This is a genomic window from Salinicola sp. DM10 (assembly GCF_017306975.2).
Classification (GTDB): Bacteria; Pseudomonadota; Gammaproteobacteria; order Pseudomonadales; family Halomonadaceae; genus Salinicola.
On record NZ_JAFLEN020000001.1, the window covers coordinates 1,960,500 to 1,983,347 of the forward strand.

A 22,848-nucleotide genomic window follows, 5' to 3' on the forward strand; every position below is an offset into this window, starting at 1 on the left:
CTCCTGTGATGTCGCCCCGCGCCTTGCGTCACGCGCGGTGATGAATGAGATGATGAAAAACGAACGCGAACCGACGCGCGCTGGCGCGACGGGTTGAGTCGGAATGCCGACGATTCTACCACTAAAGTCTTATCGCCAAACGTCAGCGCCGATGAAGCCTCGGCGGTCTCGAGCGCCAAGGTGAACGCCGTGCATGATCTGCGTGAAGCGCCTTCATTGGTGTCGATCGTACTCCTCACGCACTATTAGCACCCTCAGCATGCCGTCGCATTACTACCGGAGAAAACTGCCATGTCACAAGCGCATCCCCCATTCCGAGCCGATATCGTCGGTAGCTTTCTGCGTCCGGCGGCACTCAAGGCGGCCCGCGCCCGCTATCAGCAGGGCGAGATCGATGCGGCTGCACTCGCCGCGGTGGAGGACCGCGAAATCCGCCGGGTGGTCGAGCAGCAGGAGGCGGCCGGCCTTGCGGTGGTCACCGATGGTGAATTCCGGCGTGCCTGGTGGCACTTCGATTTTCTTGAACAGCTAAACGGCGTCACCGGCTTCGTCGGTGAGCAGGGTATCCAGTTCCAGGGCATGCAGACCGGGGCCAAGCAGATCCGGGTCGACGGCAAGGTCGGCTTCAACCCCGATCATCCGATGCTCGGGCACTTCCGCTATCTGGCCGAGGTGGCCACGGCGATGCCCAAGATGACCATTCCCAGCCCCAGCGTGCTGCACTTCCGCGGTGGCCGCAAGAAGATCGACAGCGATGTCTATCCGAGCCTGGACGCCTTCTTCGCCGACACCGCAGACGCCTATCGCGAGGCGATCCGCGCCTTCTACGCGGCCGGCTGCCGCTATCTGCAGCTCGACGACACCGTGTGGGCCTATCTCTGCTCGGAGAAGGAGCGCGAAGCCGCCCGCGCCCGGGGCGACGACCCCGACCGGCTGCAGACGATCTACGCCGAGATGCTCAACCATGCCCTCGCCGACAAGCCCGATGACCTGTTCGTCTCGCTGCACGTCTGCCGTGGCAACTTCCGCTCCACCTGGATCAGCGAAGGCGGCTACGAGCCGGTGGCCGAGACGCTGTTCGGCCAGGTCGGCGTCGATGCCTGGTTCCTGGAGTACGACAGTGATCGTGCCGGCAGCTTCGACCCGCTGCGCTTCATTCCCGAAGGCCATCAGCAGGCGGTGCTCGGTCTGGTCACCACCAAGGTGGGCGACCTCGAAGACCCCGACGGCGTGCGTGCGCGACTCGACGAGGCCAGCCGTTTCGTCGCCAAGTCGCAGCTCTGCCTGAGCCCGCAGTGCGGCTTCGCCTCCACCGAGGAGGGCAACGACCTGGCCGAGCAGGCCCAGTGGGACAAGATCCGGCTGGTGGTGGATCTCGCCCGCGACTACTGGGGCGCGTAACGCGTCACGCCCCATCCTCACCCGGCCTAATCCGGCGACGCGCGGCCTCAGCTCGGCCGCGTGCCGCCCTCCTCCTGCCCCATCAGCGAGCCCAGCAGACGGCTCAGGAAGCCCTTGCGCTCGAGATCCGGCTCCTGCTCGATCAGCGCTCGCGGGTCGATGCTATCGCGGGCGATCTCGATGAACGCCGCCTGGAACGGCGGCAGCGTCAGTTGCCTCTCCGCCAGCTCGGGGCTGAAGCCCTGGCGATAGACGATCTCCCCGGCGCCCTCGGGTAGCCCGGTGGTGCGGGTCTCGGCGGTCAGGTTGAATACCGCGAGGATCGCCTGATCGCGGGAGACACGCAGCCAGCCCAGCAGCTCGTCGTCGAAGTCGGAGAGGATCAGGGTGCCGTCGACCATCGCCGACTGCGCCTTACGCCAGTGCAAAAAGGCGCGGGTCACGTTCAGGGTACTGTCGGCGTCGGCGAGCTGACGATCCACGCACAGGCGGCGATGGTGAACATCCACCGGCAGCCAGGGCTCGACGCTGGAGAAGCCACCGCGGTCGCCCTCGCTCCACGGCATCGGCGTGCGGCAGCCATCGCGTCCCTTGTATTCCGGCCACAGCGCCAGGCCGTAGGGGTCGACCAGCCGCTCGTAGGGCACATCGGCTTCGGGTAGCCCCAACTCCTCGCCCTGATAGAGACACACGCTGCCATAGAGCGAGCAGAGCATCACCGTGGCCAGCCGCGCCACCAGCGGCCCGTGCTGCTCCAGATGCTCGTGATCGGTCCAGCGCGAGACCACGCGCATCACGTCATGGTTGGAGAGCGCCCAGCACGGCCAGGCATCGACGGCGTAGTACTGGAAGTGCTCGATCACATCGCGCAGCTGCTTGGCCTCGAAGCGCGCATCGAACAGATCGAAGGTGTAGGCCATGTGCAGGCGGTCGTGGCCGGTGGTGTACTCGACCATCCGCTCCAGCGGGCGGTCGTCGGAGATCTCGCCCACCGTGGTGGTGCCGGGGTACTCCTCAATCAGCTCACGCAGCTCGCGCAGAAAGCCCAGGTTCTCGGGCTGGCTGATGTCGAACTGGTGGCGCTGCATGGCGTAGGGGTTGGACGCCGGCACGCTGGGCGTCTTGAGTTCACCGCTGCCCAGCGCCGGATTGTTCTCGAGCCCCTGGCTGTGGAAGTAGAAGTTGGAGGTATCGAGGCGAAAGCCGTCGACGCCCATGTCGAGCCAGAAGCGTGCGTTGTCGAGCTGCGCCCGGCGCACCGCCGGATTGTGGAAGTTGAGATCCGGCTGGCACGACAGGAAGTTGTGCAGATAGTACTGGCGCCGCCGGCTATCGAAGGTCCAGGCGCTGCCGGTGAAGAACGACAGCCAGTTGTTGGGCGGCGTACCGTCGGGCTTGGGGTCGGCCCAGACATACCAGTCCGCCTTCTGGTTGTCGCGCGAGCTGCGGCTCTGTACGAACCAGTGGTGCTGATCGGAGGTGTGGCTGAGCACCAGGTCGATGATCACCTTGAGCCCCAGCTCGTGGGCGCGCTCGAGCAGCATCTGGAAGTCGTGGAAGGAGCCGAACATCGGATCGACGCCGCGATAGTCGGTGACGTCGTAGCCGAAGTCCTTCATCGGCGAGGGAAAGAACGGCGAGATCCAGATCGCATCGACCCCCAGCTCGGCGACGTAGTCGAGCTTCGAGGTGATCCCCGGCAGATCGCCGACGCCGTCACCGCGGGCATCCATGAAGCTGCGCGGGTAGATCTGATAGATGACGCTGCCACGCCACCAGGCGGTGTTCTCGATCATGGCATCCCCTGGGTGATGGATTGACGCCCGGTCACAACACCGGGCGTCGTGTCAGACTAGCCGCTTTTATGATCGAGGTTAAATTCGGTTTCAATCGTCCGCCAGCGCCGGCAAAAGCACCTTCAACTTGCGCGTCAGAGTGTTGCGCCCCCAGCCCAGCAGCTCTGCGGCTTCACCCTTGCGTCCGCCGGTGTGCTTGAGCGCGGTCTCGATCAGGATACGCTCGAAGTCCGGCACCGCCTCTTCGAGCAGATGCGTGTGGCCCGCGGCCAGGGCGCGATCCGCCCACTCGCGGAAGGCCGCGCGCCAGTCACCGCTGGGCGCTTCCACGCCGTCGAGATCGCGCAGCTCCAGCGGCAGATCGTCGACCAGCACCTCGCGCCCCGAGGCCATCACGGTGAGCCAGCGGCAGGTGTTCTCGAGCTGGCGCACGTTGCCCGGCCACGGCAGCCGGGTGAGATGCGCGGTCGCCTCCTGGGTCAGCACCTTGGGTTCGGTGGCGAGCTCCTTGGCGGCCTCGGCGAGAAAGTGCTGGGCCAGCCGCGGGATATCTTCGCGCCGCTCGGCCAGCCGCGGCAGGTGCACGCGGATCACGTTGAGACGGTGGAACAGATCCTCGCGGAAGCGCCCGTCGGCGACCAGGGTCTCCAGGTTCTGGTGGGTCGCGGCGATGATCCGCACGTCGACCTTGACCGGGGTGTGCCCGCCGACCCGATAGAACTCGCCGTCGGCGAGCACGCGCAGCAGCCGAGTCTGGGTATCGGCCGGCATATCGCCGATCTCGTCGAGGAACAGGGTGCCGCCGTCGGCCTGCTCGAAGCGTCCGCGACGTTGGGAGGTGGCACCGGTGAAGGCGCCCTTCTCGTGGCCGAACAGCTCCGACTCCATCAGATCCTTGGGGATCGCCGCCATGTTGAGGGCGATGAACGGCTGACCGCGGCGCGGGCTGTGCTGGTGCAGCGCCTGGGCCACCCGTTCCTTGCCGGTGCCCGACTCGCCGTTGATCAGCACGGTGATGTGCGACTGCGACAGCCGGCCGATGGCGCGGAACACCTCCTGCATCGCCGGGGCCTCACCGATGATCTCCGCCGAGAGCCCCTCCGGCAGCGCCGCCGGCGAGCGCCGCTCGCGGGCGTGGGCGACCCCACGGCGCACCAGCGCCAGGGCGTCGTCGACATCGAACGGCTTGGGCAGATACTCGAAGGCACCGCCCTGGTAGGAGGCCACCGCGCTGTCGAGGTCAGAGTGCGCGGTCATCACGATCACTGGCAGGTCCGGGTGCTTCTCGCGCACCTTGGCCATCAGATCGAGCCCGTCGATCCCCGGCATGCGGATATCGGTCAACAGCACCTCCGGCGGCTGGCGCTCGATCGCCTCCAGCGCGGCGTCGGCACGCTCGAAGGATTTCACTTCCAGATCCGGCTGCGCCAGCGCCCGCTCCAGGACCCAGCGGATGGCACGATCGTCGTCGACGATCACGATACGGGCGACATCGCTCATGACACTCCTCCTTCATTAAGATGAATCGCGCTCGTGGCGATGGCGGCAGAGCGCGTCCTTGCGCGCCCGCGGGGGTAGCGAGAGGCGCTCAAACCGGCGCCTCGAACGGAATCAGCAGACGGAACTCGGTGGCCCCGGGGCGCGACTCGCACTCGATCAACCCCTGGTGCTGGTGCAGGATCGACTGCGCGATGGAGAGCCCGAGGCCGCTGCCTTCGGCGCGCCCGGAGACCATGGGGAAGAACAGCGTCTCGCGGATCGGCTCGGGAATCCCCGGGCCGTTGTCGAGAATCGCCATCTCGCACACCAGGCGATGGCGCTCCGCGCCCAGGGTGAACTGGCGCCGCACTCGGGTGCGCAGGGTCAGCCGCGGCTCGGGGGTGGCGTGTTCGGTCATCGCCTGCACCGCATTGCGCGCGACGTTGAGCGTGGCCTGGATCAGCTGCGCTTCGTCGCCGATCAGATCCGGCACGCTGGGGTCGTAGTCGCGCTCGAAGGCGAGCCTGGGGTGCTCCGCTTCCAGCAGCGCGCGCACCCGCTCCAGTACCTTGTGCACGTTGAGCGGCTCGTGGCGCACCAGGGTGTTGGGGCCGAGCATGCGGTCGACCAGATCGCGCAGGCGGTCGGCCTCCTCGACGATGATACGAGTGAACTCCGCCAGCTGCGGGTCGGGCAGGTCGCGCTCCAACAGCTGGGCCGCGCCGCGAATGCCGCCCAGCGGATTCTTGACCTCGTGGGCCAGCCCACGGGTCAGCACCTTGACCGTCTCCTGACGCGCGATCAGCGCCTCCTCGCGGGAGATACGCAGCAGCCGGTCGCGCGGTTCGATCTCCAGCAGCAGCTCGCGGCTGGTGATCGGCGTCGCGGTGAAGTCGACGGTGATCGTCTCGCCGCCGGGCAGCGACAGCGAGGCCTCGCGCTGGGTATAGGGGTGGAATTCGTGCATCGCCTTGCTCAACACCTCGCGCACCCGCCCCGACTCGCCCTCCAGACACTCCAGCCACTGCCCCACCACCCGCGGCCGGCTGGCTGCCAGCAGCGCCTCGGCAGCGGGGTTGAGCCAGCGCACCTGGAGCCGCTCGTCGAGCAGCACGACCGCCGTCGTCAGATGTTCCAGCAAGCGTTGATACATACGTCGATCCATCGTGGTGATCCGCCATGTCCTGATTCAGTGCAAGAACCGCGCCACCTCCACGCCGGCGGGCTTTGGTGGCCTGGGGGCCGCGCTATCCTATCGTCAATGCACCAAAATGGCGCACTGGATTCAAGGCGAGTCGGTCCAGGAGCGGATCACTTCGAACCGTTGGCGCGATTCGGGTTGGCGGGCAGATTCACGCTGGCGCGCTGGACGTAGAGCGTGACCGGTGGCGTGGCCAGCTGCACCTGACCCTGGGGATCGACGATCTCCGCCAGCAGTTGGTGCTCGCCGCGCGCCAGGCCGCTCACCGCGAACACCTGGGTACGCATCGGCGACTGGCGCACCTCGCCGTCCACGCGCAGCTGCACGCGGTCGGCGTCCGCCAGCGGCGGCTGGATGGCCAGACGCACCTGCACGTCGCCGGCGCGCCCGGTGGGCAGGGTCGTGCCGTCGGCGGGACTGGCGATCTCGAAGCGCGTGTAAGACGCTGCCGCCTCGGGCGCCGACGCCTCGCGCGGTGGCGACGACGGCACCATCCCCGAGGCCCCCTCAGCCTCCCCCTGCGGGTCGACCACGCTGATCGGCGCCAGCTCGACCCGCTCGCCGCTGGCCGGGCGGTCGCTGTAGACCACGTTGCCCTGGGCATCGATATGCCGGTAGACCGGCGCCGCCAGCGCCACGCCGATGGCCATGACCGCGACCGTCACGCCCGCCATGACGCCCCTCAGCACACGTCTTGCGGACCGCTCACGCCGGCGCCACCCGCACCGAGCCTCACATTGGGTATCGCTGCGCATCGGTATCACCCCCGCTTGTCGTTTCGGCGCTGCGTTTCCGCTCTCTATCGGCCGCAGACGAAAAAGCCCCACCGAAGTGGGGCTTGTCGTCGTGCGCGAACGCCGTCGATTACAGGCTGTAGTAGAGCTCGAACTCGACCGGATGCGTGGTCATGCGCAGACGCTCGACATCTTCGCCCTTCAGCTCGATGTAGGCATCGATCATGGAGTCGGTGAAGACGCCACCTTCGGTCAGGAAGGCGCGATCCTTGTCCAGCGCTTCCAGCGCCTGATCCAGGCTGTTGGCGACGGTCGGAACCTTCTTGCCCTCTTCCGGCGGCAGGTCGTAGAGGTTCTTGTCCATGGCATCGCCAGGATGGATCTTGTTCTTGATGCCGTCGATACCGGCCATCAGCATCGCCGAGAACGCCAGGTACGGGTTGGCGGTCGGGTCAGGGAAGCGCGTCTCGACACGCTTGGCCTTCGGGTTGGAGGTGTACGGAATACGGATCGAGGCAGAACGGTTACGCGCGCTGTAGGCGAGCATGACCGGCGCTTCGAAGCCCGGCACCAGACGCTTGTAGGAGTTGGTCGAAGCGTTGGTGAAGGCGTTCAGGGCACGTGCGTGCTTGATGATGCCGCCGATGTAGTACAGCGCCATCTCGGACAGGCCGGCGTACTCGTCACCCGCGAACTGGTTCTGACCGTCTTTCCAGAACGACTGGTGGACGTGCATCCCGGAACCGTTGTCACCGACCAGCGGCTTGGGCATGAAGGTCGCGGTCTTGCCGTAGGCGTGCGCCACGTTGTGGACCACGTACTTCAGTTCCTGAACCTCGTCGGCCTTCTTCACCAGGGTGTTGAACTTGACGCCGATCTCGTTCTGGCCGGCGTTGGCGACCTCGTGGTGGTGCACTTCGACCGACTGGCCGATCGCCTGCAGCGTGTTGCACATGGCGCTGCGGATGTCGTGGAAGCTGTCGACCGGCGGTACCGGGAAGTAGCCACCCTTGACCCGCGGACGGTGCGCCAGGTTGCCGCCTTCGATCTGACGATCGGTGGCCCAGGCACCCTCTTCCGAGGTGATCTTGTACATCGAACCTTCGATGTCGGACTTGAAGTGGACCTCGTCGAAGATGAAGAACTCGGGCTCCGGGCCGAAGAAGGCGGTATCGCCCAGGCCGGTGCTGTTCAGATAGGCTTCGGCGCGCTTGGCGATGGAGCGCGGATCACGCTCGTAGCCCTGCATGGTGGCCGGCTCGATGATGTCACAGCGCAGGATCAGCGTGGCGTCTTCGGTGAACGGGTCGAGGAAGCCGGTACCGTCTTCCGGACGCAGGATCATGTCCGATTCGTTGATGCCCTTCCAGCCTTCGATGGAAGAACCGTCGAACATCTGACCATCTTCGAAGAACTCAGCGTTGACGGCGCTGGCCGGAATGGTGACGTGCTGCTCCTTGCCCTTGGTATCGGTAAAGCGCAGATCGACCCACTTGACATCGTGTTCTTCGATAAGGGCGAGGGTTTTCTCAGACATGTTTTCCTCCACTGTGAGCCATGGCTCGATTCGTTGGCGAATGTCCAACACCGCTTTTTAGCATGTGACCCGGGCACTTGCCCATGCGCGCAATCACTGCCCGCGGATCGATAAAGCGTGTTACGAAACAAGAGCAAGTAATGTGCCAAAATGAGGCAAATGCACCTGCCACAATAATAAGACCCTGTAATGTGGAGTTTTTTTGCTGTCACTCCGATGCACTAAAATCGCCGAAGACGCGCCGAGGGTTCATACTGGTGCGTCATACGCAGATGAATGCACCAAAAGCGCCAGCCAAAAAGCCAGCCTGCACCAATTTGACGCACGACTCGCTCATGCAAGTTTGCGCCAGGCCCTTTTCCACGGCGCGCCGGGCAGAGATACTGCAGTGAGGGCGCCGGGCGCCCCCGTCGCCACCTGATCACGGAAGGCTACACATGCCCAGGCTGGATCGCCCACAGGACGTGGTACAACGCTTGCGCGGCCATTGGCGGCGCAGCCTGAGTGAGCCGCTATGGGGGCGCAGCGCGATTCTGGCGCTCAACCGCGTGCTCGACAGCGAAGACGAAGCACGGCTACCGCATCGACGTGATACCTGCCTGGGGCCGGAGAGCCTGGCGCATCTCGTTGCTACCCTCACCGAGAGCGCCCAGATCGTCAGTCTCGAGAGTGCCCTGCAGTTGCATCACGACCAGTTGCCGCGCATAGCGCTGACCATCGACGGCGGCTGGCGGGATGTCGCCACGCGGCTGCATCCGCTGCTGGAACGGCTGGCCTTCCCCGCCAGTGTCTTTCTGCCCGACCCCACCGTTCGCCAACCCTGGATGCCGGATCGCACACTGATCGCCGAAGCGCTGTGGCACGACGAGAGCGACGGCGGCCGCGTCGCGACCCGGCTCGCCGAACTCGACCTGCCGGGCGCGCCTCGCGGCGGGCAGGACGAGCGCAAGAGCCAGGCGATCGCGGACTATCTGCAGGCGCAGCCGGCGGCACAGGCGCCGCGCCTCAAGGAGATCGCCCAGACGCTGTGGCGGGAAGAGCTGGCAGGCAAAGACCAGATGGAGCCGGCACTCGATGCCTTCAGCGTGCGCCGGCTCGATCAGGCAGGACTGTTGCGCTTCGGCCAGTTGACCGACGTCGCCGCCCTCGGCGCCAGCGCCGATGCCCGGCGCGCCCTGCAGACCGGGCGTCAGCGGCTATCGCGGCTGTGTCGCGAGCCGTTGAGCATCCGTGCCTGCACCGACCCCGGCGATATTGCCACCCTCGACCGCTTCACCCGGCTCGATGCCGATGCCCGCTGGCTGACGCGCACGCCCGGCTGGCTGGAACCCGGCAGCGACACCCGGCGGCTGCCACGCTTCGTCATCGGCCAACCGCTGGCCAGCAGCACCGGCAGGCTGTTTGATTGGCTGCTGGGGCATCTGCCGCACTAGGCTTTTTACGAAAACTACCTGCGCTCGGCAATACGGCGTTAAAAATCGGCTCAAAATGCTCATTTACACCCCGTAAACTCCGCGTTTTCGCCGATTTTTGCCTTGTCTCGCCTTCGCTCGATGACTTTTCGTACAAACCCTAGGGGCTTTCTTCTTATCCGGAGGCTGTCTGGCCCCGAACGCTGTGATGAACCCGAACGCTGTGATGAACCCGGGCGCTGTGATGAAAAGGAGTGCGCTCGGCTCGTCGACCCGCCTCAGGCCGGCATGACCTTCAGTCGAGGCCACTGCTCTCGCCAGCGTTTCTCGGCGACACGCCGATGGAATACCGTGACATCGCCGTGGCGCGGGTTGTGTGTCAGCCGCCCCGCCAGCAGCGAGTCGAGCCCCAACGGGGCGCTCAGACGCAGTGCCCCGGACGCCTCCAGACGCACCCCCAGTGCGGTCTCGCGCTCGACCCAGTAGCGCATCGCATCGCTCGCCGAGACATAGGGCGCGTGACCGTGACGCCGATGCATGCGCGCCTGGTTCTTGACCGACCACGGCTGCCCGCTGGCTGCGCGCAGCCGCTCGCTCAGCGCTCGGTCGCGGGCCTCGCGGGTGTCGTCAGGGTCGTGATAGATCAGATCGATATCGTTGAGCGGGGTGGGCGTCGCGTAGCCGTGCAGCCGGTCCCACACGCAGTTGCGCACGAAGCCGGCGGCAAGCCAGGCATCCGGCAGCGCCAGTTCGCGCGCCTGATGGAGGGCGGCCAGGCGCCGGGGGTCCTGCGCGATCCACACCAGCAGGCACGCGGTGGCGGGCGCCGCCGCGTGCCCGGCACTCACTCGGGCTGGGCCAGACACAGCCTCACCCGGCGAATGCGATGGCGCTCGACATCGCGCACCTCGATCTGCCAGCGCTCGATCGCCACCCGCGCGCCGATATAGGGCAGGGTCTCGAGGCGGTCGACCACCAGGCCGCCGAGGCTGGTGTAGTTGCGCCCCAGCGGCAGCGGCTCGGGCAGCTGCTGGTTGACGTCGACCACATCCTCGCTGGCATCGATCTCGTAGCAATCCGCCGAGACCTGGCGGATCTTGGCCTGGGCGCCCTGGGCCTGGGGGTCCTCCTCGGCAATGTCCATGAGGATATCGAACAGCGTGACCACGCCCTCCAGGGTGCCGAACTCGTCGACCACGAAGGCGATCAGCGCGCCGCTGCGCTGGAACTGGCGCAGCGCTTCGACCAGGCTGGTGTTCTCGAGCAGCACCAGCGGCTGTTCGACCAGCGTCTCCAGCGCCAGCGGCGCCTGGGTCAGCAGCGTGTCGATCAGGCGCTTCTTGTGCACCACGCCGAGCGGGGCGTCGCGCTCACCGCCCCGAATCGCCACCAGGGTGGCGTGGGTGCTCTCGCGCAGCTGCGTCTGCTGCACGCTGAGCGGTTCGTCCAGGTCGACGCAGTCGAGGTCCCGGCGCAGGGTCATCACCGCGCTGATCGGCTTGTCCGCCATCGACAGCACGCCGCGCACCATGCGTCGCTCGTCGGCACCGAAGACCGCCGCATCGGCGTCATCGCCTTCGTCGCGCGGCGCCTCACCGGTACGCTGCTCCAGGCTCATGTCGCCCCCGCTGATCAGGCGCATCACCGCATCCGCGGTCCGCGCCCGGCGCGCGCCCAGGCGGGCACCGGCGCGATCCTCGTTGCGCCGGCGCCACTCGTGCATCAGCTCGATCAGGATCGAGAAGCCGATGGCACCATATAGATAGCCCTTGGGAATGTGCAGCCCCATGCCCTCGGCGACCAGGCTGAAGCCGATCATCAGCAGAAAGCCGAGACACAGCAGGATCACCGTGGGGTGCTCGCCGACGAAGCGCGTCAGCGGCTTGCTCGCCAGCAGCATCAGCCCCACCGCGATGATCACCGCGATCATCATCACCATCAGATGGTCGACCATGCCGACGGCGGTGATCACCGAGTCGATCGAGAACACCGCATCGAGCGCCACGATCTGTGCCACCACCACCGAGAAGGCGGCGTAGTGGCCGCGGTTGCGCCCCTGGTGGGCGGTGGCGGCATTGAGATGGTCGTGCAGCTCGCTGGTAGCCTTGTAGATCAGGAACAGCCCGCCGCCGATCAGGATCAGATCACGCCCGCTGAAGCCGTGCTCGAAGAGCCGGAACAGTGGCCGCGTCAGCCCCATCAGCCAGGAGATCGCCGCCAGCAGCACCAGACGCATGACCAGCGCCAGCGACAGCCCCAAGACGCGTGCGCGGTCGCGCTGCGCCGGCGGCAGCTTGTCGGCGAGAATCGCGATGAACACCAGATTGTCGATCCCCAGTACGATCTCGATGATCACCAGGGTCAGCAGCCCCGCCCAGGCGGCGGGCTCGAGCATCCAGGAGAATTCGAACCAGTGCATCATCGCCGTTCACCCGCGGCGGTGAAGCACGTCGGCGCCGCGACACGCGCCGCGCCAGGGGGCCGGCCGGGTCGCCGGGGGCGAGCACACGGGCGGGGTCGAAAGTGCGCCGGAAAACACGCCGGCGCGGAGAGAAAAAGCGCGGTGGAGCGACGACAACCGTCGTCGTTAGACGTGGACAAGCCAGGTCCCTCGTTGACTATGGAGCGGCCAGTCTAGGACCGGCAGCGGCCAAAGGGAATCCCGTCGCGTGATGGCATCGGCGGCGATCGCCATCGAAATGTCATCGCACACGCGGGAAACTGCCATCAAGACCAGCGACTTGCGATCTCTACGCCACGGTCTACACGACGAAAGTAGCCAGTCTCGCGCCCTTGCCTGTACAATGCGCGGCCGACCTTCCTACCCGTGCCCAGGGTCATTCGTCGATCCCGTGCCAACAGGCGATCGACAGCCAACGTGGGCGCACACATTTATATGGATACCGCCCCATGAGTGACACTGACGCTCGCATCGAGAGCATCCGCAACATTGCCATCATCGCGCACGTCGACCATGGCAAGACCACGCTCGTCGACAAGCTGCTGAGCCAATCCGGCACCCTGGACCGCAAAGCGGAAGGCCAGGAGCGGATCATGGACTCCAACGACCAGGAAAAGGAACGCGGCATCACCATCCTGGCCAAGAACACCGCGATCCAGTGGAACGACGGCAAAGGCCGCGACTACCACATCAACATCGTCGACACCCCGGGACACGCCGACTTCGGTGGCGAGGTCGAGCGCGTGATGTCGATGGTCGACTCGGTCCTGCTGCTGGTCGACGCCGTCGACGGCCCCATGCCGCAGACCCGCTTCGTGACCCAGAAGGCATTTGCCCAGGGCCTCAAGCCGATCGTCGTGGTCAACAAGATCGACCGCCCCGGCGCACGCCCGGACTGGGTCATCGACCAGATCTTCGACCTGTTCGACAACCTCGGCGCCAGCGATGACCAGCTCGACTTCCCGATCATCTACTGCTCGGCACTCAACGGCATCGCCGGCATGGAACCGGACCAGCTGGCCGACGACATGACGCCGATGTTCCAGTCGATCGTCGATATCGTCGAGCCGCCCAAGGTCGAACTCGACGGCCCCTTCCAGATGCAGATCTCGGCGCTCGACTACAACAGCTACGTCGGCGTCATCGGTCTGGGCCGCATCAAGCGCGGCAGCGTCCAGCCCAACCAGCAGATCACCGTGATCACCAAGGAGGGCAACACCCGCCGTGGCAAGATCGGCCAGGTGATGACCCACATGGGTCTGGAGCGGGTGCAGACCCAGCAGGCCACCGCCGGTGACATCGTCTGCATCACCGGGATCGAGGATCTGGCGATCTCCGACACCCTGTGCGACACCGCCGCGGTCGAGGCGCTGCCGGCGCTGACCGTCGACGAGCCGACCGTCTCCATGACCTTCCAGGTCAACGACTCGCCGTTCGCAGGTAAGGACGGCAAGTTCGTCACCAGCCGTAACATCAAGGAGCGTCTGGACCAGGAACTGATCCACAACGTGGCGCTGCGCGTCGAGCAGGGCGACAGCCCGGAGAAGTTCAAGGTCTCCGGCCGCGGCGAGCTGCACCTCTCGGTCCTGATCGAGACCATGCGGCGTGAAGGCTTCGAGATGGCCGTGGGCCGCCCCGAGGTGATCATCCGCGAGATCGACGGCGTCAAGCAGGAGCCGTACGAAGAGGTGATCATCGACTGCGAAGAGCAGCACCAGGGCTCGGTGATGGAAGAACTCGGCTACCGCAAGGGCGAGCTCTCCAACATGAATCCGGATGGCAAGGGCCGTGTGCGCCTGGACTTCATCATCCCCGCGCGCGGGCTGATCGGCTTCCGTGGCCAGTTCCTGACCCTGACCTCCGGCACCGGCATCCTGACCAGCCGCTTCGACCATTACGGCCCGCTCAAGCCCGACGCCATGATCAAGCGCCGCAACGGCGTGCTGGTGTCGATGGTGTCCGGCAAGGCGCTGGCCTATGCGCTCTACGCCCTGCAGGAGCGCGGCAAGCTGATCGTCGAGCACGGCACCGAGGTCTACGAAGGCATGCTGATCGGCATCAACAACCGCGCCGAAGACATGGTGGTCAACCCGACCAAGGCCAAGAAACTCGACAACATGCGCGCCTCCGGCAACGACGAGAACATCGTCCTGACCCCGCCGGTACGCTTCTCGCTGGAGCAGGCGATCGAGTTCCTGGACGACGACGAACTGGTGGAAGTCACTCCCAACCACATCCGTCTGCGCAAGAAGTATCTGACCGAGAACGAGCGCAAGCGCGCCAAGAAGAATTGAGGAAGGGCTGATACCCGCTCCGAAATCGGATTAAGATGGGCGGCACTCGCACCCATCGCCACCGCGCCGGCAGGCTTTGACCTGCCCACCCGCGGCGGCGCTGATCGGGCGGGTTGCCGCCTTTTTGCGTTTGAACGATCAAAAAAAGCGGCAAGTGCCGACCCAACACCTAACCTCAAAGCGACAGGAAACAGGACAGCAGCACGCTAGCCAGGCTCTCTAGATAGACGCTCTAGACAAACTCTCTAGACACATCCTAGAGCCAGAAGCGCTAGCCCAAGTCCAAGTCCAAGACCAAGCACATCCAATACGCCAGCAACAGCACAATATCAACAACGCTGCAGGGGAGACGCGATGACTCCGATCATCGATGTCCGCAACATCAAGAAGTCGTTCGGCGGTCTGACCGTCATCGACGACTGCTCCATCCAGGTCGCCCGCGGTTCGATCACCGGCATGATCGGCCCCAACGGCGCCGGCAAGTCGACGCTGTTCAACATCATCGCCGGCAGCCTCATGCCCGATAGTGGCGAGGTCCTGCTCGACGGCGAGCCGATCACCCATCTCACTGCCAACCATCGCTTCCACAAAGGGCTGTTGCGCACCTTCCAGATCGCCCACGAGTTCAGCCATCTGAGCGCGCTGGAGAATCTGATGATGGTGCCGCCGGGCCAGGAGGGCGAGAACCTCTTCAGCACCTGGTTCAAGCCGGGCGAGGTGCGCCGCCAGGAGGCCGAGACCCGCCGCCGTGCGCTCGAGGTGCTCGACTTCGTCGGCCTCGCCCACGTGCGCAACGAGCTGGCCGGTAATCTCTCCGGCGGGCAGAAGAAGCTGCTCGAACTGGGCCGCACCATGATGACCGATGCCCGCGTGGTGCTGCTCGACGAGATCGCCGCCGGGGTCAATCGCACCCTGCTGGGCGATCTCATGGGCAACATCGAACGGCTCAATCGGGAACTCGGCTACACCTTCCTGGTGATCGAGCACGACATGGACATGATCGCGCGGCTGTGCGATCCGGTGATCGTGCTCGCCCAGGGCCAGGTGATGATGGAGGGCCCGATCGCGCAGATCCAGAACGACCCGACGGTCATCGAGGCCTACTTCGGGGCCACCACGGCCTGACGCCTCATGGCCGGCGTGTCGGGCAGCCCGGCGCGCCAACCGCTTCAATAACAAACGAGCTCACCATGCCACTACTCGAAGCGATCGACGTTCATGGCGGCTACGGCGGCATGAACATTCTCAACGGCGTCGACATGGCGATCGAAGCCGACGAGATCGGGGTCATCGTCGGCCCCAACGGCGCCGGCAAATCGACCATGCTCAAGGCCGTGTTCGGCCTGCTCACCATCACCGGCGGCGAGATTCGCCTGCGCGGCGACCCCATCACCAACCTGCCGCCGCACAAGCTGGTGGAGCGCGGGATGGGTTTCGTGCCCCAGGAGAAGAACATCTTCCCCAGCCTCACGGTGGCGGAAAACCTGGAGATGGGCGCCTTTCTCAAGCCGGCCACGGTGTCGCGGCTCAAGCGCCAGATCTACGACATCTTCCCGCCGCTCTACGACAAGCGCCACCAGCCCGCGGGCGAACTCTCCGGCGGCCAGCGCCAGATGGTGGCAATGGGCCGGGCGCTGATGAACGAACCCAGCGTGCTGCTGCTCGACGAGCCCACCGCCGGTCTCTCGCCGCGCTACATGAACGAGATCTTCGAGCAGGTGAAGCGCATCAGCGCCACCGGGGTCGGGGTGCTGATGGTGGAGCAGAACGCCAAGCAGGCGCTGCGTATCGCCCACCGGGGCTTCGTGCTCGCCGCCGGACAGAACCGCTTCACCGACAGCGGCGAGGCGCTGCTCGCCGACCCGCAGGTGGCCAAGAGTTTCCTCGGCGGTTGAGAGCGCCGCTGCCATGCCGACAGGACAAGAGATTTCGCCGTGAATGAGCTGATCTACTTCTTCAACTATGTGGTGGTGGCCGGGAGCGTGACCGGCTGCATCTACGCCATGGGCGCGATCGGGGTGACGCTGATCTACAGCATCCTGCGTTTCGCCCACTTCGCCCACGCCGACATGATGACCTTGGGCGCCTTCGTGGTGCTGCTGCTGACGCTGGCCTTTCCCCACGCCGGCGACGCCTTGGGGCTGCCCACCGCGATCGTGATGCTGCCGCTGGCGATGATCTTCACCTCGCTGGTGGCGGTGGGCATCGACCGCGTGTTCTACCAGCCGCTGCGTGCCCACGGGGTCAAACCGATCGTGATGGTTATCGCCTCGCTGGGGGTCACGCTGATGCTGCAGGGGCTGATCCGGCTGTTCTCCGGCACCGGCGCGGAGAGCCTCTACGTCGAGGCGCGCAAGGCGATCTTTCGCATCGAGCTGCCCGGCGTGACGCGCCCGATCATCATCACCGAGCCGCAGGTGATCCTGTTCGTGGTCACCCTGGTGGCGGTGATCGGGCTGCATCTGTTCCTGACCCGGGCGCGCCTGGGCAAGGCGATGCGGGCGATGTCGGACAACCCCGACCTGGCCCGCGCCTCGGGCATCAATACCAAGCTGATCATCACCCTGACCTGGGTGATCGCCGGCTCGCTGGCGACCCTGGCGGGGACGCTGCTGTCGCTGGATGTGGCGTTCAAGCCGGACCTGAGCTTCTTCCTGCTGCTGCCGATCTTCGCCGCGGCGATCGTCGGCGGCGTCGGCCACCCCTACGGCGCCATCGCCGGCGGCTTCCTGGTCGGTTTCGCCGAGACCCTGGCGGTATTCAACTGGTCGGTGCTGCTGCGCCCGCTGCGCGATAGCCTGCCGAGCTGGATAGAGCTGCCCAACAACCTGGCGCTGGTGGGCACCGAGTACAAGATCGTGGTGCCCTTCTTCATTCTGATCGCGGTGCTGATCTGGCGCCCGACCGGCCTGTTCAAAGGGAAGGTGATCTAATGAATCCGTCCACCCAACAGACGCCGTCCCAGCGCCCTTTCCCCCGCCGCGAGATCCTGCTGTTCGGCGGCCTGGCGCTGGTGGTGCTCGCCGTCTTCGCCAGCATGGGGTCGGCCTACGCCACGCGCATGATGGTCGAGGCCGCCTGCTACGCCATCCTGGCCCTCGGCCTGACCATCCAGTGGGGCTACGCCGGTCAGTTCAACGCCGGCATCATGGGCTTCGTCGCCCTTGGCGGCTTCTCCGCCACCTTTTTCAGCATTCCGGTCAATCACGCCTTCTGGGCCAGCGACCTGCCGGGCCGGTTGGGCTGGGTGCTGCTGGCAATCGTCGCCGCGGTCGCGCTGGTCTTCGCCGTCAGCCGCATCGACCGGCTCGGCGTGCCGCGCTGGCTGCGCACCCTGCTCACCGTGGTCGTCGCGCTCATCGCCTATCTGGTGGTGATCAGCTGGTTGCGCAACGTCACTGGCGATATCGAGTCCCAGGTGGAGTTCATCGGCGGCCTGGGGCTACCGGTGTGGCTCGGCTGGATCGTCGGCGGCGTGCTCGCCGGGGGGATCGGCTATGTGATCGGGCATATCTGCCTGGGGCTGCGCAGCGACTATCTGGTCATCGCCACCCTGGGCATCGCCGAGATCATCAAGGCGTTTCTCAAGAACTCCGACTGGCTGACCCGCGGCACCGCCACCATCTCCCCGCTGCCGTGGCCGGTGCCCGACCCCGGCGAGGTCGGCTTCGTCACCGCCCGCGCGCTCTACTTCTGCGTGACCGCGGTGCTGATCGCGGTGATCTTCTTCCTGCTCCACCGCGCCTACCACGCGCCCTGGGGGCGGATGATCCGTGCTATCCGCGACAACGAAGTCTCCGCCGCGGCGATGGGCAAGTCGATCAACCGCCGGCGCCAGGAGATCTTCGTCTTCGGCTGTATCCTGATGGGGCTGGGCGGCGCGGTGCTGACCAGCTTCACCGGGATCTTCGACCCCCAGGGCTATCTGCCGCTCAACCACACCTTCCTGGTACTGGTGATGGTGATTCTGGGTGGGCCGGGCAACAACCTGGGCACCCTGTTCGGCGCGGTACTGGTCTACGTGATCTGGATCATGTCCGGCCCGCTGGCGCTGGCGCTGATGCATCTGGTGACCGCTCTGGGCGGCGACTGGTTCGGCTGGCAGCCGGGCAATCTCGATAGCCGCGCACTGCAAGCGCGGGTCTTCGTGATCGGGCTGCTGATCCTGATGGTGCTGCGCTTTGCCCCGCGCGGGATGATCCCGGAACGGGTCGCCCAGCACGATTGACGTTCACGGCGACGGGCGCCCACCCCAATGGGCGCTCATCGCGACGAGCGCCCATCGCGCCGAACACTTCGGACTGAGAGGGTGTTTACAAATTCGACGAGCGAAGGCGAGACAAGGCGAAATCGGCCGAAAAGACGGAGTTTACGCGGTGTAAATGAGTACTTTACTCGCTCCGCTCGCCCTTCGGGCCGTCCTTCGGACGTTCTGAACTTCGTTCAGTGAGGTCGATTTCAACGCCGTATCGTCGAGCGCAGGCATTTTGTAAACACCCTCTGACGTGGAAACCAAAAACCCCGAGCCAGCAGCCGCCGACTCGGGGTTTTTCCTGCCCCGGATTTTTCTATTCCGGGTGGCGCCGGTGCGGTGACTCGCTAACCGGCTCCTTGATAACGCTATTTATTCACCAATCGGCTTATTCACCAACCGGCCCTTTGGTGACGCTATTTATTCATCGATCGGTTCATTCACCCACCGGCCCCTTGGTGACGAACTTGCCATTCTCCACCGCCATCTCGACTACCACGCCCGGCACGTCGCCGTTCTTGTCGAACTCGGCATCACCGGCGGCCCCTTCGTAGTCGACGTCTTTACCGGCGTCGATCAGCTTCTTGGCCTTCGCCCACTCCCCCGGCAGGATCTTCTCGCCCGGCGCGCCAGCGACCTCGCGCAGTGCCTTGGAGAGCCCTTCGCGATCCGCGCTGCCGTTCTTCTCGATCGCCATGGCGAGCAGGAAGGCAGCGTCGTAGGACTGAGCAGCAAACACCGCGGTGGGGTCGATGCCGGCCTTTTCTGCCAGCTTGGTGAAGGTCTCGGTGCCCGGCGACTGCGGCGACCCGGGGCGCGTGGCGATCATGCCCTCGAGCACATCGGCGCCCACCGCATCCACCAGCGAGTTGCCGACCATGCCATCGCCACCCGCGAACTGGGTAAAGGCACCGCTTTCGTAGGCCTGACGCAGAATCGTCTGGCCCGAGGTGTCGGCGTAGGCGAGCACCACCAGGGTCGGCGCACCGCTGGCCGCGAGCTGCCCGATCTCGGAGCGGTAGTCGGCCCGGTTGTCTTCATGCGCCAGGTTGGCGGCAACGGTACCGCCCTCGGCTTCGAAGGTCTTGGTGAAGGCGCCGTCGAGGCCCTGGCCATAGTCATTGTTGACGTAAGTCACGGCGACATTGTCGATCCCCTTGGAGAGCAGCAGCTTGGCGAGCTGCTCCCCCTGGAAGGCATCGGAAGGCACGGTACGGAAGACCAGATCGTTGTCGGCGAGATCGGTCACCGCCGGCGCGGTGGAGGCCGGCGAGACCATCACCACCCCACCCGGAATCGCCGCGTTGTTGGCCGCCGCGATGGTCGCCCCGGTGCACAGCGCGCCGACGATCGCGGTCACCTTCTCGCTGTTGACCAGGCGGTCGGCGGCGTTGGAGGCCGCGGCCGCATCCGAGCAGGTGGTATCGCCGGACGGCATCACCATCTTTTCGCCATCCAGCAGCCCGCCCTGCTCGTTGACCTCGGCCACCGCCAACTTGGCACCGTCGAAGATCGGCGGCGTCAGGCTCTCGATACCGCCGGTGAAACCGCCGAGAAAGCCTACCTTGACGTCCGCCTGCGCCGCGATGCTGCACACCGAGGCCGCCGCGACCGCCAGTGCCATGACTGTCTTTTTCATCGTTGTTGTCACTCATTGTTGGGTTACGAAAGACCTTTCAACTGTGCTGCCGGCGCGGGCAAAAGACAAGCGTTGCGCTCACCCGTGGCGTGCGTCTTTCGGCGAGGTCACCACGCGGCAGACGCGGGCAAAGCGCGCTACGCTAGGAGCACATGAACCTCTTGGACAAGGAGAAACGCATGCACAAGCATGTCGAGTGGGACGCCCCGGGCGGTGCCAGTGTCGACGCCCACTACGCCAAGGACGAACAGCACCGGGTCGAGCCACAGCCCGGAATGATCCTCACCGCGCGCTACCACGGTGCCACCGTGCGCATCCAGGTCGAGGCCTACAAGGATGGCGTCAGCATCGGCAAGATCGCCGCCCTGATCGGCGACGACGGCGAACGCCACGACAGCCACGGCGACCTCAACCTGGGCGACATGGTGCGCCTGCCCGATGACAAGCGCGCCTTCCAATCCCCCCGCGACGAAGACGACTGAACCAAACGCGGCGGCTCAGGGCCGCCGCGTTCTTGTCCAAGGCGCCAGCGCCGCGCCTTTTCCCGCAATCTCTTCTGACAGTATCTTCTCACGCCTTTTCATCACGACCTCTTTGGTCACCCTCGGCCAGCCCCATCACCCACTCGCGCACAGCACGAATAGCGGGCTCGTCACGCCGTGCCGGCGGATATACCAGATGGAACGGCTCGCCTGGCAGTTCGGGGCCGAACGGCGCTACCAGGCGCCCATCGGCCAGCTCCTCGGCGATCAGCGTGCGACTCATCAGCGCAATGCCCTGGCCCCCCAGGGCGGCAGCGATGGTGTGGGTTTCATCCGAGAACACCAACCCCTGGCCGATCTCCAGTTCGGGGACGCGCGCCAGCGTCTGCCAAGCACCCCAGCTGAGCAGCGCGCCCTTGTGATTGGGCGGCTCGTAGTGAATCAGCGTGGCGCGGTGCAAATCCGCATGGCCGCGCACGCCCAGGCTCGGGCTGCAGGCGGGCACGAAGGTATTGTCGAACAGCTTCTCGGCCTCGAGCCCTGGCCAGCTACCGGCGCCGTAGCGGATCGCCATATCCGCCGCGACACCATCCAGCGGCACCAGATGGTGGGAAATCTGCAGGTTGAGATTGAGATCCGGATGGGCCTGGCGCAGCTCGCTCACCCGTGGCAGCAGCCAGCGCGCGGCCACCGCCGGAATGGTCGAGAGGGTGACACTGAGAGGCGCAGGTTGCAGACGCAGGCGCGCCACCGTGGCCGCCAGAGTATCGAAGGCCTCGCTGGCAGCGGCAAGCAGTTCTCGCCCCTGTACGGTGAGCTGTAGCTGCCGCGGCTGACGAATGAATAGCGCAACGCCTAGCTGCGACTCCAGATGGCGAATCTGGTGGCTGATGGCGGTGGGCGTCACCGACAGCTCCGCGGCGGCACGCTTGGCGCTGAGATGGCGCGCCGCCGCTTCGAAAGCGCGCAGCGCAGAGAGCGAGGGCAGTTTACGCGCGCTCATGGCACCACCTCATGGATGAGTTTTATTTGCTCATTATGGCAAGAAATGGTCGTTTGTCGCCCCGATGCGAGTGGGATTTCATGGTGGTGAAGCCACCCAAGGCTGAAGCAGGCTCATTCCAAGCCGGACCAAGAGCGCCTGGCTGGGCCGAACGAACCTGCCCCTCATCTACGGAGAACACCATGACTCAACTGCTCCATCTCGATGCCAGCCCGCGGCCGGGCCGCGCCGGCACCCACGAACATGGCTCCTTGAGCCGCCGCTTGACGCATCACTTCATCGAACAGTGGAAGGCGACCCGGCCCGACGACCCGGTGACCCGCCGCGACCTGGGCGCCCAGCCGCCGAGCTATCTCGATGAAGCCTGGATCGCGGCAGCCTTTACCCCGCAGGAGAGTCGTACGCTGGCAATGCACCAGACGCTCGCCGAGAGCGACCGCCTGGTGGACGAAGTGATCGACGCCGACTTGCTGGTACTGGGGATACCACTCTACAACTACAGCTACCCGGCACCGTTCAAGGCATGGATCGACCAGATCGTCCGCCTGGGCCGCACGATCGGTTTCGACCCCAGCAACCTGGAACACCCGGTGCTCCCGCTGCTCAATGACCGACCGCGCCAGGCAGTGATTCTCTCTTCCCGCGGCGGGCACGGGTTGGGGGCCGGCGGGACGATGGCGCACATGAACCATCTGGAAGCCAGCGTGCGCACCGCCCTGGAATTGATCGGGATCGAACGGTTCCACGAGATCGCCATCGAGTACCAGGAAGAGGGTGGCGAACGTCTGCAACGTTCCATCCGAGAGGCGCTCGGGCAGGTAGAAAAACTGGTCGCAAGTCTGCAGGCCATAGAGGAGCCCTGCCCCGCCTGAGTACGACAGCGGGATATTTATTGGGCCAAGGATGCCAATCAATGGCGGCCTCATGGCGTATTACGACCGCTCATCGCCGGCGCTCAACAAAGGGGATGGGGATAAGTTAAGGGCAGCGGGCCTGGGCCGCGTAGGGGGGAAAGGTTTCGAAGGATTCAGGTCCCAGAAACGAGTGAACCCCAGTCTCTGTCGAGACTGGGGTTCGGTATAGGTGCCTGACGATGACCTACTCTCACATGGGGAGACCCCACACTACCATCGGCGCTAAGCGGTTTCACTTCTGAG

The 22,848-nt window shown here is 65.5% G+C and carries 18 protein-coding genes; 9 read left to right on the plus strand and 9 right to left on the minus strand.

Annotated elements, in window-relative coordinates; genetic code table 11:
• Positions 1-291: 291 nt before the first annotated feature.
• Positions 292-1,401 (plus strand): cobalamin-independent methionine synthase II family protein, encoded by a 1,110-nt coding sequence (locus tag J0A90_RS08740; RefSeq protein WP_207033583.1) that lies wholly within the window; start codon positions 292-294, stop codon positions 1,399-1,401.
• Positions 1,402-1,448: 47 nt separating this feature from the next.
• Here J0A90_RS08740 and J0A90_RS08745 read toward each other — a convergent pair whose 3' ends face one another.
• From J0A90_RS08745 to glnA, 5 genes are all read right to left on the minus strand, one after another.
• Complete coding sequence (locus J0A90_RS08745; RefSeq protein WP_207033585.1) at positions 1,449-3,197, minus strand: alpha-amylase family glycosyl hydrolase; 1,749 nt, start codon at positions 3,195-3,197, stop codon at positions 1,449-1,451.
• A gap of 90 nt (positions 3,198-3,287) precedes the next feature.
• Positions 3,288-4,697, minus strand: coding sequence for a nitrogen regulation protein NR(I) (gene glnG / locus J0A90_RS08750; RefSeq protein ID WP_035474784.1), 1,410 nt, complete (start codon positions 4,695-4,697; stop codon positions 3,288-3,290).
• Positions 4,698-4,785: 88 nt separating this feature from the next.
• Complete coding sequence (glnL, locus tag J0A90_RS08755; protein WP_207033587.1) at positions 4,786-5,829, minus strand: nitrogen regulation protein NR(II); 1,044 nt, start codon at positions 5,827-5,829, stop codon at positions 4,786-4,788.
• Positions 5,830-5,987: 158 nt separating this feature from the next.
• Complete coding sequence (locus tag J0A90_RS08760) at positions 5,988-6,551, minus strand: DUF4124 domain-containing protein (RefSeq protein WP_233076630.1); 564 nt, start codon at positions 6,549-6,551, stop codon at positions 5,988-5,990.
• A gap of 190 nt (positions 6,552-6,741) precedes the next feature.
• Positions 6,742-8,148: a glutamate--ammonia ligase gene (glnA, locus tag J0A90_RS08765; protein ID WP_233076632.1), complete on the minus strand. Its 1,407-nt coding sequence runs from the start codon at positions 8,146-8,148 to the stop codon at positions 6,742-6,744.
• A gap of 437 nt (positions 8,149-8,585) precedes the next feature.
• Between glnA and J0A90_RS08770 the strand changes: the two genes are divergently transcribed.
• Positions 8,586-9,581, plus strand: coding sequence for a polysaccharide deacetylase family protein (locus J0A90_RS08770; protein ID WP_207033591.1), 996 nt, complete (start codon positions 8,586-8,588; stop codon positions 9,579-9,581).
• A gap of 257 nt (positions 9,582-9,838) precedes the next feature.
• On the opposite strand, the gene J0A90_RS08775 is transcribed toward J0A90_RS08770, so the two are convergent.
• Positions 9,839-10,426 carry a nucleotidyltransferase family protein gene (locus J0A90_RS08775; RefSeq protein WP_233076634.1) on the minus strand — a complete coding sequence of 196 codons (588 nt, stop codon included), beginning with the start codon at positions 10,424-10,426 and terminating at the stop codon, positions 9,839-9,841.
• Positions 10,405-11,982: a transporter associated domain-containing protein gene (locus J0A90_RS08780; protein WP_207033593.1), complete on the minus strand. Its 1,578-nt coding sequence runs from the start codon at positions 11,980-11,982 to the stop codon at positions 10,405-10,407. The genes J0A90_RS08775 and J0A90_RS08780 overlap by 22 nt, the downstream gene beginning before the upstream one ends.
• 488 nt (positions 11,983-12,470) lie before the next feature.
• On the opposite strand from J0A90_RS08780, the gene typA reads away from it, so the two are divergent.
• The 5 genes from typA (at position 12,471) to J0A90_RS08805 (ending at position 18,543) form a co-directional block, all read left to right on the plus strand.
• Positions 12,471-14,315 carry a translational GTPase TypA gene (gene typA, locus J0A90_RS08785; RefSeq protein WP_035474780.1) on the plus strand — a complete coding sequence of 615 codons (1,845 nt, stop codon included), beginning with the start codon at positions 12,471-12,473 and terminating at the stop codon, positions 14,313-14,315.
• 354 nt (positions 14,316-14,669) lie between these two features.
• Positions 14,670-15,440 carry an ABC transporter ATP-binding protein gene (locus J0A90_RS08790; RefSeq protein WP_035474779.1) on the plus strand — a complete coding sequence of 257 codons (771 nt, stop codon included), beginning with the start codon at positions 14,670-14,672 and terminating at the stop codon, positions 15,438-15,440.
• 65 nt (positions 15,441-15,505) lie between these two features.
• The gene (locus J0A90_RS08795) at positions 15,506-16,210 is read left to right on the plus strand and encodes an ABC transporter ATP-binding protein (RefSeq protein WP_207033596.1); all 705 of its coding nucleotides are present in this window, start codon (positions 15,506-15,508) and stop codon (positions 16,208-16,210) included.
• A gap of 39 nt (positions 16,211-16,249) precedes the next feature.
• Positions 16,250-17,248 carry a branched-chain amino acid ABC transporter permease gene (locus J0A90_RS08800; RefSeq protein WP_035474777.1) on the plus strand — a complete coding sequence of 333 codons (999 nt, stop codon included), beginning with the start codon at positions 16,250-16,252 and terminating at the stop codon, positions 17,246-17,248.
• Positions 17,248-18,543, plus strand: a complete 1,296-nt coding sequence (locus tag J0A90_RS08805) for a branched-chain amino acid ABC transporter permease (protein ID WP_207033598.1) — start codon at positions 17,248-17,250, stop codon at positions 18,541-18,543. Before J0A90_RS08800 ends, J0A90_RS08805 begins: the two co-directional genes overlap by 1 nt.
• A 460-nt stretch (positions 18,544-19,003) precedes the next feature.
• Here the strand turns inward: J0A90_RS08805 and J0A90_RS08810 are convergent, their stop codons facing one another.
• On the minus strand, positions 19,004-20,206 hold the full coding sequence (locus tag J0A90_RS08810) for an ABC transporter substrate-binding protein (protein ID WP_035474775.1): 1,203 nt from the start codon (positions 20,204-20,206) through the stop codon (positions 19,004-19,006).
• A 179-nt stretch (positions 20,207-20,385) separates the two neighbouring features.
• Here J0A90_RS08810 and J0A90_RS08815 point away from each other — a divergent pair, with 179 nt between their 5' ends.
• Complete coding sequence (locus tag J0A90_RS08815; RefSeq protein WP_207033601.1) at positions 20,386-20,688, plus strand: hypothetical protein; 303 nt, start codon at positions 20,386-20,388, stop codon at positions 20,686-20,688.
• A gap of 88 nt (positions 20,689-20,776) precedes the next feature.
• On the opposite strand, the gene J0A90_RS08820 is transcribed toward J0A90_RS08815, so the two are convergent.
• Entirely contained in the window at positions 20,777-21,691 is a 915-nt protein-coding gene (locus J0A90_RS08820) for a LysR substrate-binding domain-containing protein (protein WP_207033603.1), read from the minus strand.
• A gap of 182 nt (positions 21,692-21,873) precedes the next feature.
• On the opposite strand from J0A90_RS08820, the gene J0A90_RS08825 reads away from it, so the two are divergent.
• Positions 21,874-22,563 (plus strand): FMN-dependent NADH-azoreductase, encoded by a 690-nt coding sequence (locus tag J0A90_RS08825; RefSeq protein WP_207033604.1) that lies wholly within the window; start codon positions 21,874-21,876, stop codon positions 22,561-22,563.
• Positions 22,564-22,848 lie beyond the last annotated feature (285 nt).